This is a genomic window from Lactobacillus nasalidis (assembly GCF_016587775.1).
Lineage (GTDB): Bacteria > Bacillota > Bacilli > Lactobacillales > Lactobacillaceae > Lactobacillus > Lactobacillus nasalidis.
On sequence record NZ_BOCG01000159.1, the window covers coordinates 1 to 10,874 of the forward strand.

The 10,874-nt window shown below is 44.6% G+C and carries 12 protein-coding genes, 2 pseudogenes and 1 other annotated feature; of the genes and pseudogenes, 9 read left to right on the plus strand and 5 right to left on the minus strand.

The features are described 5' to 3' along the window. Positions 1–309: 309 nt before the first annotated feature. Positions 310–727: pseudogene (locus lacNas_RS02910) on the minus strand (transposase); the annotation flags it as partial. A gap of 111 nt (positions 728–838) precedes the next feature. Here lacNas_RS02910 and lacNas_RS02915 point away from each other — a divergent pair. The 3 genes from lacNas_RS02915 to lacNas_RS02925 all read left to right on the plus strand — a co-directional run bounded on the left by lacNas_RS02915 (position 839) and on the right by lacNas_RS02925 (position 3,138). Continuing rightward, positions 839–1,678, plus strand: a complete 840-nt coding sequence (locus tag lacNas_RS02915) for a helix-turn-helix domain-containing protein (protein WP_201330419.1) — start codon at positions 839–841, stop codon at positions 1,676–1,678. Positions 1,679–1,864: 186 nt separating this feature from the next. Continuing rightward, positions 1,865–2,749, plus strand: coding sequence for a hypothetical protein (locus tag lacNas_RS14120; RefSeq protein WP_244660637.1), 885 nt, complete (start codon positions 1,865–1,867; stop codon positions 2,747–2,749). Positions 2,750–2,757: 8 nt separating this feature from the next. Then, complete coding sequence (locus lacNas_RS02925; RefSeq protein WP_244660638.1) at positions 2,758–3,138, plus strand: hypothetical protein; 381 nt, start codon at positions 2,758–2,760, stop codon at positions 3,136–3,138. Between the two features lie 53 nt (positions 3,139–3,191). Here the strand turns inward: lacNas_RS02925 and lacNas_RS02930 are convergent, their stop codons facing one another. Next, positions 3,192–3,650 carry an SbcC/MukB-like Walker B domain-containing protein gene (locus lacNas_RS02930; protein WP_244660639.1) on the minus strand — a complete coding sequence of 153 codons (459 nt, stop codon included), beginning with the start codon at positions 3,648–3,650 and terminating at the stop codon, positions 3,192–3,194. A 362-nt stretch (positions 3,651–4,012) separates the two neighbouring features. Here lacNas_RS02930 and lacNas_RS02935 point away from each other — a divergent pair, with 362 nt between their 5' ends. From lacNas_RS02935 to lacNas_RS02950, 4 genes are all read left to right on the plus strand, one after another. Further along, positions 4,013–4,582: an NAD-dependent epimerase/dehydratase family protein gene (locus lacNas_RS02935; protein ID WP_201330421.1), complete on the plus strand. Its 570-nt coding sequence runs from the start codon at positions 4,013–4,015 to the stop codon at positions 4,580–4,582. Between the two features lie 9 nt (positions 4,583–4,591). Beyond that, complete coding sequence (locus tag lacNas_RS02940; protein ID WP_201330422.1) at positions 4,592–5,041, plus strand: Rrf2 family transcriptional regulator; 450 nt, start codon at positions 4,592–4,594, stop codon at positions 5,039–5,041. Positions 5,042–5,141: 100 nt separating this feature from the next. Continuing rightward, positions 5,142–5,723 (plus strand): histidine phosphatase family protein, encoded by a 582-nt coding sequence (locus tag lacNas_RS02945; protein ID WP_201330423.1) that lies wholly within the window; start codon positions 5,142–5,144, stop codon positions 5,721–5,723. A gap of 154 nt (positions 5,724–5,877) precedes the next feature. Next, a complete protein-coding gene (locus lacNas_RS02950) occupies positions 5,878–6,579 on the plus strand; it encodes a TIGR00266 family protein (RefSeq protein ID WP_201330424.1) in 702 nt (233 codons plus the stop codon). A gap of 45 nt (positions 6,580–6,624) precedes the next feature. On the opposite strand, the gene lacNas_RS02955 is transcribed toward lacNas_RS02950, so the two are convergent. Beyond that, positions 6,625–6,945, minus strand: coding sequence for a DMT family transporter (locus lacNas_RS02955; protein ID WP_201330425.1), 321 nt, complete (start codon positions 6,943–6,945; stop codon positions 6,625–6,627). Positions 6,946–7,193: 248 nt separating this feature from the next. Here lacNas_RS02955 and lacNas_RS02960 point away from each other — a divergent pair, with 248 nt between their 5' ends. Beyond that, positions 7,194–7,574, plus strand: a complete 381-nt coding sequence (locus lacNas_RS02960) for a VOC family protein (protein WP_201330426.1) — start codon at positions 7,194–7,196, stop codon at positions 7,572–7,574. Between the two features lie 48 nt (positions 7,575–7,622). Here the strand turns inward: lacNas_RS02960 and lacNas_RS02965 are convergent, their stop codons facing one another. After that, a complete protein-coding gene (locus lacNas_RS02965) occupies positions 7,623–8,522 on the minus strand; it encodes a proline-specific peptidase family protein (RefSeq protein WP_280515153.1) in 900 nt (299 codons plus the stop codon). Positions 8,523–8,556: 34 nt separating this feature from the next. Continuing rightward, positions 8,557–10,176, minus strand: a complete 1,620-nt coding sequence (locus tag lacNas_RS02970; RefSeq protein WP_201330427.1) for a peptide ABC transporter substrate-binding protein — start codon at positions 10,174–10,176, stop codon at positions 8,557–8,559. Positions 10,177–10,252: 76 nt separating this feature from the next. Continuing rightward, positions 10,253–10,468: a binding site (T-box leader), on the minus strand. 146 nt (positions 10,469–10,614) lie between these two features. Between lacNas_RS02970 and lacNas_RS02975 the strand changes: the two are divergent. Further along, positions 10,615–10,874 (plus strand): annotated as a pseudogene (locus tag lacNas_RS02975) (class I SAM-dependent methyltransferase); the annotation flags it as partial.

Sequence of the window (10,874 nt, forward strand, 5' to 3'; positions counted from 1 at the left end):
ATGACTAAAATTTGCGCTCTAACCTAAAGCAAAGTTCTGGCTTTCCTTACGCTAATTCAACTTAAAACCTACCTGCTATCTCTTACATATAATCAAACACATTAAGTACGTTTTTCGCCACTAGTATTATGCTCTAAGTCAAGTGTTATCAAGGATTTTAGCCAATTTTATTTTTAAATAAAGGTCTAATCGGTAAGTAGCTCCCGGAGAATCAAGTCAAATATCTGATTTAGGGCATGACAATTACAGCCACCTTCTGTAATTTCGAAAAAGAGGCTGTTATAATATCTATTGGATCGATTCTTGTGACTAAAGTCTTTGGTTATGTTTGGCTATGTCATAACTATACAATTGAGCATTCTTAATTAAAGCGAAGATCGTCCGTAATAATTTATGGATCGATGCGATAGCGGCCTTCTTGTGACTTGCAGTCTCAGAAGACCGTTTTCGTTTCTCGTAATAATCCGCAATATGACAAGGATTTCCCGCTCTCTTGGCCGATTCAATTTGGTTTATGGCCAAGTATGCCAATGGCTGTCCCACGCTTTGAAATTGACAGATGGGCAGTAAAATTGCCAGATTCATAAACTTGAGGATCAACACCAACGAATGCATTTAATTGGTTTGCGTTGTTAAATCGTCTGATATCCCCAAGCTCACTAATGATTCTTAGAGCGGTGTTTTCGCCGATGCCTGGAATGCTTGTGAGGATCTCCAGATCCCGTTTTGTTAGCACTCATTTTTTGAATAACTATATTCAAACTTTGTTGTATAATCTGGATAAGGCTTAAAAAATGAATTGTTGAAATTGATTCGAAAATTATTGAGGTAGATGTGCATGTCGTTGACAATTGGTCAAGCATTGGAAAAAGAAAGAAAAATACGGCATTTAACAGAGAAAGAAATGGCAGGTGATATTTTCTCAGTTGCAAACTATTCAAAAATAGAACGGGGGTTGCAAGAAATACGTGCTCAGGATCTGTTCAAACTAATTCTAAGGAACAACATTGATTGGAATGATTTTGTTTCTGAAATTGGGTTAGACTTAAATGCATCACAAAGCTACAGGCTTGAGCAAAATATGTCTGAAAAAGTGGATAAAGCTTTTTGTGTCAAAGATTCAGAGACTGCATCAGAGTTAAACGGAATAATTCAAAATAGTAGTCGAGATGTATGCCTGTGTGTTAAAGCAATCATGGTCGATCTGGCACTATCAAAAGGTTTTTCGAAACTAGATCCGGAAATCCATGATAAAGTTATCAAAAAAATACTTATGAACGATAGTTGGACAAAGGACATAGATTCCTTGAAGCTATTATGTAACACGATGCTAATCTATTCTGATGATGAACTCTGTTTCTTTATCAGTAGCGTACTTAGAAAATATAAGAACATCGAAGACTATTCTTCCACTTACCAGTATGTCGTTGGATTAATTTGTATCAACTATCTGGATAATTGTTATCGAAGAAAAACGACATTTAAATTAGAAGAAGTGTTTCATCTTTTTAACAAGTTACCTAATATGCCAAACTTATTTTTCTTAAAAGTGTTAGCAGAATATTATAGAGCATTGCTATCAAATGATCAAAGAAAAGTAGATAAAATCTATCATTTTTGTAAAGAATTCGGGTATGACAAATTTTTTTCTGAGTCCATCAAAGGACTAATTGATTAAAAATTTCGATTTCGAAAATTATATTTTTATTGCTGTGAACCATCTTATAATATAACCAGTTGATGTGTTATAGATAATGAAAGGAGTAGGGAATGGTCGTCACAGCAATTATTTGCTATGGTTCAAGCTAATTGAGAATATACGGTCGATGATAATTACGAACCTTATTTGATAGGAGCTAGAGTCATGAATTTTAAGAAGATCTGCATGTCGGGTGCCGTTTGTTTAGCCGTTGGCATTTCAATTATGCCATCAGTTGCTTCAGCCTCTTCAAACAATACAGATAATTCTGATGAACAAAGCGAGTTCATCAAGGCGTATAATACAGGTAAAGAGAAAGGCATTTTGACTGATCAAAATATGACGCAGTCTGAATTCCTTTCATTGTGCAAAGAATCTGTTTTTCCAGCGTATCTGGAATATCAACAGACGCATCCAACCGTTTCTTTTGCGCAATATGTGGCAGATGACAATTATGAAGTCCCTCGTCAACAAGCAGGGGACAATCCGATCACGGTATCAGCCACTGGGACAAAAAGTAGTAGCTCTATTTTTCCTTTTACTAGCTTTACATCTGTATCGGCTAGGAAGGGTTATAGTATGAAAGCAGGTGATATTCTTATCTGTTACGGTAGAAATATTACTAGTAAGTACATCGGTCACGCTGCAATCGCATCTTCATCAAAGTACATCATGGAAATGCCAGGGCCTGGCAAGCACGCGACACATACGCCAAAAGCAACTTTCTTTAAGAGAAACTCAGGGAATGGGAAGTATGTTGCTGTTTATCGAATTAAGAAGCATCCACACTATGCTGATGACGCAAGTACGTACGCATATAGGCATATGTATTTGAAGACCAATCCCTCGTACTTCTTCCCAAGTAGTATGTATGTAAAGTCACCAAGCTATTGCTCAAAGTATGTATATTTGGCTTATGAATGGGGAGCAACTAAGCGTGCTCTTTACCCGATTCCAGGACCAAGTGCAGTTGTTCTGCCTCATGGATTAGAGAATTGGTTTAAGGGAGACTTTACGCCATCATATGTTTATAAGGTGACTATCTATTAATAGAAGGGATGATCAGATTGTTTACACAGAAGCAAAAAACTATTGCCTATCGAGTTTTGATGGCAATTTACCTGGTCGCTTTGGGGCCAAACTATACTTTTGGCTACGCAACGCAAGACAATCCAAGCAACAATTTCTTCTTGATTGCTAATTTGCTGTCAATTGTCGCGCTGATTCTGGCAGCTGTTTGGATTGACCGGCCGAAGTTTTTTAAAGCGGTGTCTGTTATGATGGTGATTGTGGCCATCTTGGCGGTAGTTCAGCTTGCCTTCCCAGGGCAGTCAGCTTATGCAAGATATAGCAACGCTTGGGCAATCATTAATATTATCTGGGCTGTGTTAACCGTACTTTACCAAAAGCAGCAGCTTCAACCGAAGAAACACGCTTAGTTTTTTCAGCCAAAAAGGCATGACTCCGTTAATTCGGAATCATGCCTTATTTTTTAGCGATTTTTTCTTACGATGCTCTGTTCTACAGAGATAAAGTGATTCTTGCCGTCAACCGTGTGATCGATTAGGGTGAAGTAAGTCGTGTCCTTGCTGTTTTCTGGTACCGCAAGGCGGGCGTTGTAGCCAGTCGCGATAAAGTTATCTGCAATATCATAGATGTTCTTCAGCAGCAGCTCTTGCTGTTCATCATCGATACCGGAGAAAGACTCGTCCATTAAGATGATCTTTGGAGCAAGCGGATTGCTCATCTTCTTTTCGTCCAGTTCCAAGACGATCAAAAGTGGTTCCAAAATAGCACGGCTTCTTTGTCCTTCAGAGAAGGCGTTAAGCTTCCGGTCGGTCATCTTTTCTGGAGCGTCACCAGCATGGCGGCGGAAGCTGATATTGAATCTGTACCATTTCTTGTAGTCAAATTCTTCATAGAAGTGGTCCACCAGTTCATCCCTGGTCAACTCATCATTGTTGTCCTTCTAAGCTAGATCATTTTAACTGCCAAATAATCTATGCATAGTGCTTCATCATTTCTATGATACCAGATAGTGCAGGGCTTAAAATGAGAAAGGGGGCCATCTATATAAATCTATAGCTTCAGATCCAGAATATAGGAATAGGCCAAGAAATAAAAGCGGAGATAGCTGATTTCAATTTGTAGATTAAAGCTAATCATACTATGTAGAGAATTTGTAAAAAGCTTGATAAGTCAAAGCTTTGTGCTACTTTGTTTTCCGAAAAATTTATTGTATATCCGTTGACAATAAACATCCTAGGATGTAGAATATCCTAAAATAAATTGATGAGAATTGAGGCAAACAGGATGACTAAAGCAGTTTTATTGGGCGGCAACGGCTACATTGGCCGGGCAACGACTGAAGCTTGGATGAAGGCTGATCCAGAGACAGAATTCTACGTAATTTCCCGGTCAGGCAGAAATAAATTAGCCGACAAGCGAATTCATAATTTGCGGGCAGATGTCAGTGACTACCAAGAAGTTAAGGCAGTTCTACCGGAAGATTTTGATTACATTGTTGACTTCGTCGGAACGCCAGAAAAAGACCCAGAGAAGTTCAAGCGGATCAACAATATGCCGGCTGAAGTAATGAAGCGGCTGGCTGAAGAATACAAGGTCAAGAAGATGGGCTTTATTGCCGGAAGTTTGGGGCCAAAGAGCTTTGTGGATGGCAAGGCTGATCTGGTCAAATACCTGCAGGATAGCCCTGTTCCTTTGGCTTATGTATCTCCGACTCTGGTCTACGGCAATGGCCGGAAGGATGAGATGACCCGGTGGGTGCCGCTTTTGAAGTTTTTCGGGATTTTTTCCAAAAAGCTTAAACCAGTTAATGTCAACGACGTAGCTGAAGAATTAGTCAGAAAAATGCTGGCCTAGGAGGAAAAGATGAAGATCAACAAAAGCGTGGAGCAGGCAATTTACGTGCTCTTGATCCTGGCCCTGCAAAAGGATGGGGAGGCATTGAAGAGCCGGGTCTTGAGCGCACACCTGCAGGTATCTGATTCATATCTAAAAAAGATCCTGATGAAGTTGAAAAACGGCGGTTTAATAGTCGCTTCTGCCAGCAAGAACGGAGGCTACCAGTTAGCCCGGCCAATCAGCACGATCAGCATCAAGGATGTTTTCATCGCCTTGCAGCTGACTGAAGACCGGTTGGAATTAAGCCACCTTGCCCGGTTTATTTTTCCTGACGAAAAGCATGTAGAAGAAAGCGAGCAGGAGATCAGCCAGGCCTTTGACCAGGCTTTCGCGGCTTTTTATGACCAGCTGGACCAGTTCAAACTGGACCGTTTGCTCAAAGAAGATGCCATGGGTACGATTGACTGGGCTGAATAGGTCAAGGTGAGCATTCGTCTGTCATTTTCTGTTTCCATCGGTTTGCGGAAAAATGCTATAATTTATTTGAAAACGCTACACTAATGTGAAAAGGGGCAAAATGATGGAAAAAATATTGTATCTCATGCGGCACGGGCAAACCTTATTCAATGTCGAGCACAAAATTCAAGGCTGGTGCGACTCGCCTTTGACTGAACTGGGGATCAATCAAGCCAAGATTGCTGGCCGCTATTTTACAGAAAACAAGATCCAGCTGGACCACTGCTACTCAAGTACGAGTGAACGGGCTTGCGACACCTTGGAATTGGTAACCGGCGGAAAGATGCCGTACACCCGGCTTAAGGGGATCAAGGAGTGGAATTTTGGCCGCTTTGAAGGAATGGACGACTTTTTAAATCCGCCTACGCCTTATGGTGACTTCTTTGTTAAGTTTGGCGGGGAAAGCCAAAACGAAGTCAGTGAAAGAATGACCAAGAGCTTGAGCCAGGTCATGGAACAAGAAGACCATCATTCCGTTTTGGCCGTCTCTCATGGCGGAATCCTTGCTTGTTTCTTGCGCTACAACAATTTGCCTTTTGACCGTCATATTGGCAACTGTACTATTTTCAAACTGAAGTATGAGGATGGCCATTTTACTTTGCTAGACCGGATTGACCCTAACTTCAGCGAGCTCGAAAAGTAGGCGTCGGCATCCAAGCTTCTTTATTTAAGGTTTGGGGTTTCATTTTCTTTGCTTTTTTAACGATGGCTGCTTTTTCTTTGAAAGCTCTTTCTTGGTATAATATAGGCATGAACCAAACTTATTGTCATAAATTTACCAAGAGCGGAGGGTTATCATGAAGTACGAATTGAGCGGCGGGAATACCTGCCCATTAGCAGCCGTAACCCTTAACAAGGGAGAAAACATCAAAGTCGAAAGTGGCGCCATGGTCTACATGAAGGATGTAACCATCACCGGGAAGATGAACTCTGGCAAAAAGGGGCTTGGCGGCTTGCTTGGCGCGATTGGCCGGAGCTTGACCAGTGGTGAAAGCATGTTTATTACCCAGGCAACTGGTGATGCTGACGGTGGCCAAATTGGGATTGCACCGGCAATTCCTGGCAAGATTGCAAAACTGTCCGTGGGCAAAAAGCAGTACTGCTTGAACACCGGGGCTTTTTTGGCCAGTGACGACAGCGTCAGCTACAAGATGCAGAGTCAAAAATTAAGCAAGGCAGTCTTTGGCGGAACCGGTGGTTTGTTCGTAATGCAAACTGAAGGTGAAGGCGACATGCTGGTTAACGCCTTTGGTGACCTGGTTGAACTGACCGTGACCAGTGATGAGCCGATTTCAATTGACAATGAACATGTCGTTGCCTGGGATGCAGATCTTGACTATGACATCCAAGTAGCTTCTGGGATGTTTGGCTTTACTTCAGGCGAAGGGCTGGTCAACCACTTCACTGGTGACGGCAAGGTTCTGATTCAAACGCGGAACATCCGCTCACTGGCTGAGGCTTTACAACCTTATATAATTGAAAAGAACAGCAACAGTTAAAGAAAACGGGATCAGCCCTGCTGGTCCCGTTTCTTGCTATTAACTTTATTCACCGCTGGTCAGCTTGATGCCAATAACGCCGATCAAGAGGAAAACTACAAAAATCCAGGTCATCGGCGGAATGTGTTCCTTGAAGACGGTTGCCCCGATAATGATAGACCCGGCTGCCCCAATTCCAGTCCAAATTGGGTAGGCAAGAGCGATTGGCAGAGTTTTGGTTGCCAGAATCAAGAGAGCCATGCTGCCGGCCAGGGCAATAATAGTTGCCAGCGAGTAGCCGAATTTGCTGAAGCCTTCGCTCATTTTCATGGTTGCCGACCAGGTACATTCCAGCAAGCCAGCTGCAAAAAGATAAATCCATGCCATAGTGAAACTCCTTTACAAAGAAAAAACGCCGGTGTTACCCGCATCTTCTAAGGCCTAATGATGCGGCACCTGACGTATCTGATCTACCCGGCGGCAGAATAAATTAACTTGTACAGCTTAAACTGCTAACTGCTAGTTTAGCACACATTCTTTATCGGGACCAGGGGCCTCTGTAAGCAGAAAAATTGTTCAGCAAAGCAAGCTATGATAAATTGCTAGTAAAGCAATTGTGCAAATTGGAGGTAATCATGTTTACACAAGTAGAAATCATGTTGTATGTCAAGGATCCGGAAAAGTGCGCCAAGTTTTGGACTGACCAAGTCGGTTTCGCGTTAAAGGAGGAAGGCATGGGTCCTGACCAGACCAAGTCTTATCTGCTGGCCCCAAACGACAAGGCAGATGCCAGTCTGCGGCTGTTTGACAAAGAAGCAATTGCCAAGTACTCCCCGGAGGTCGACCTGGCAACCCCGTCACTGCTCTTTAGCTGCGCAGACGTGAAGAGCGTCCGCCAGCAGCTGCTTGACAAGGGCGTAACTGTAGCTGAAGTCGTGGAAATGGGCGACATGGAAACTTGCAATTTTGCGGATCCTGAAGGCCACTATTTCGCCTTCAAGAGTCACAAGGCTTAGAGAAATTTTATGTCAAAGCAAAAAGCTGCCACAAATGTGACAGCTTTTTTACTTTGCAAATTTTCCCGCTTCAACGTCGCTGATGAACTTATATAAGGAAGAGAAAAATGCATCTGGATTGTCAACGTGGTGGCAGTGCCCGCCATCTGGCGTAACAACCATGCGGGAATTCTTGAGTGTCCGGTGCATCCGGCGGACCGCGTCAAGCGGCATCGTATCAAATTCGCCGACCGTCAAAAGGGTAGGGAGGGTGATCTGCCCCAGGCGGTCCCGGAAATCCCATTCCGTCAGTTTGCCGACCATCATGAATTCGTTGTTGCCTTGGAAGTAGTTGTAGATCTGAGTGTTGGTGGTGCTGACAACGTGCCGCGTGGCATTTTCCGGGTGCCGGATCAAGTAGACCGAGTAAAGCTTGGCAACCAATTCCTTGTACATCGCGTCGTCGAAGTTCTCGCTGGCTTCACACTCATGCATGTATTCCACTTGGGCCGAAGTGAACATTTCTTCTCTTTCCCGGTTGATGTTGACCGTGTACTCATCCAGGTTGTCAATCATTGATTCGATGACAACCGCCTTGAGGTGCTGGCCGTATTTAACCGCGTATTCCTGGGCCAACAGACCTCCCCAAGAGTGTCCAAGCAGGTAGAAGTTTTCCAAACCGAGCTTTTGGCGAACTTCTTCAAGCTCATCGACGAAATAGTCGATTTTCAAATACTTGCGATTCTCTTCTTTTGAAAAATCCGGCTGGTCCGACCAGTATGATCCAAGCTGATCGTAAGAGTACACCTCAACACCTTTGCCGGCCAAACCAGCCTTAAAGTTGTCAAAGTCTTCATGGTTGTCGCCGGGACCACCATGCACGCAAAGCAGCTTGATTGGGCCTTCATTCACTTTTCTGGTGAAAAGGTGGAAGCCATTGTCCAAAGTAACGATTCTTGTTTGATCCATGATTTTTCTCCTTCAGTCAATCTTTTTCAAAATGTTACTTAAAGTAGGCCCGGGTGTAGTCGACCATGCCGACTTTATGCCACAGAACGCCCTTCAAGTTCGAATTTACCAAGTGGTCTTCAACCATGGTGTAAAGCGGCAGGACAGGGAAGTCTTCGTTCATCTGCTCCTGGGCCTTGAGCAGGTGGCTGAAGTAGACTGATCTGGTAGACGCGTTTTTTCTGGCCTGGCTCAGCTCACTGTTGTAGGCGCTGCTGGTGTATTTGCCATAGTTGTGGGTGTTGGTCTTTTCCATGGTCTGCAGCTCACTGTATGGGTCAGCGTAGTCATTCAACCAAAGAGACAGGTAAAGGTCGTACTTGCCGTTGGCTACCAGGTTGTAAGCTGACTTGGACGGCAGATTCTTAACCGTGACCTTCAAGCCTGGCAGCTTGCTTTCCAGCTGTGATTGCAGAAATTCACTGACGTTCTTGTCGGTCGTCGTGTCGCTGGCTACCAGGGTCAAAGTCACCTTGCTCTTGCCCAGCGCTTTCATGCCGGCCTTCCAAAGCTTTTTGGCCTCAGCAACGTTGTAGGTTTCCTTCGGCTGGGCTGCAGTGGCAAAATCCTTGCCGCTTGCCGGATCCTTGGCCGCGTTTGGAGCAGAGAAGGTATATGACGGTTTGGAACCATCAGCCAAAACCTTCTTGGACAGCTGCTCACGGTTAACGGCCAGGTAGAGGGCCTGCCTCAGCTGCTTGCTGGCCAGGGTAGCCCCCTTGGCCATGTTGATGTTGACGAAATTGTTTCCTGACCGGTACAAGTGATACAGGTTCTTGCTCTTTTGCAATCCCTGTGCGGTCGTACCGGAAACAACGGCGTCATCCAAACTGCCTTGCTGGAAGAGCTGGTGGGCCGTGTTTGAATCCTTGACTACTTGATAATTGATTGTCTGCAGCTTGACAGCCTTCTTTGCGTAATAGTAAGGGTTCTTGACCGCGGTCCATTTTTCGCTGGTATTGGTCCATCTGGTAACCTTGAAGGCACCGTCAAAGGCCGTGTATTTAGCTGCCGTACCGTATTTGCTGCCGTACTTCTTTACCAAGCGGGTATCCTGCGGGTAGAAGGCTGGCATGACCATCTTGTCGATAAAAGTCGGCTCAGGATTTTCCAGCTGCACGACGAGCTTGTACTTGCCAACTGCCTTGACGCCTAAGCTGCTGGCTACCTTTTTGCCTTGAGAGATCTGGTCGGCGTTCTTGATGTTGCTGAAGATGTAGTTATAGCCAGACAAGGCTTTAGGAGAAACGCCTTTTTGCCAGGCTGTCACAAAGTCTTGCGCGGTTACAGTATCACCGTTTGACCATTTGGCATTGTGCCTCAGATTGAACGTGTAGGTCTTACCATCACTGGACTTATGATAGCTAGTGGCAACCGCGGGAACTGGCTGGTCATTTTTATCTGAACGGTAAAGGCCGGCCATAGTTTGCACCAAAGTGTCCCATTGAGGGATTGAGGCAGTTACGGAAGTGTCCAGCGAACTGACCACATCGGTTTCCATCAGGTTCAAGGTGGTTTTGCCGCTTGAAGCCTGTGACCCGTTATTGCCGCAGGCAGCCAGCTCGCACGCTGACAAACTTAGTAAAGCAACTGTTGCCATTTTTCTAACTTTCATGTGTAATTCCTCTTTTTCTTTTCTTCACTTGGACATTTGCGGAAAAGAAAAGGCGCCCCACTGGATCGAATTGATCCAATAGGGCGCCTTGAGCGCTGTACCACCTATTTTCGCCGTTGGGCCTTCACGCACAGATAATGCGCTGCCGCTTTAAGGGGCGGACCCCGAAGCCACTAATATCGCAGCTTCCGCTCAAAGGTGATTTTCGCTCTTGGTCTGACCGCTTCTTTGCACCAAACAGAAGCTCTCTGAAGATCTCGCCAAAACTACTTTTCCTTTTCAAAGCAATGTTGTTTTGATTTCATGTTTCTTATCTTAGCCCATAATCTGAGAAAGTCAACAGCAAAATGGCAAAAAAATTAATCCATGCTTAGAAAAAATGGCATTCCTCTTATCATTTTGTTAAACTAAGGTCAAAAATGAGCGAGGAAAAATATCATGAACTATCAAGACATGAATGCTAAAACAATCGACCGCTGGGTCAAAGACGGCTGGGAATGGGGCAAGCCGGTTGACCATGAAACTTTCCAAGCCGCCAAAGAAGGGCGGTGGGACATTGTGCTGACTCCGACCAAGCCTGTGCCTCACAGCTGGTTTGGCGACTTGCCCGGCAAAAAAGTTCTTGGCCTGGCCAGTGGCGGCGGCCAGCAGATGCCGATCCTGACTGCCTTGGGGGCAAAATGCACGGTGCTGGACTA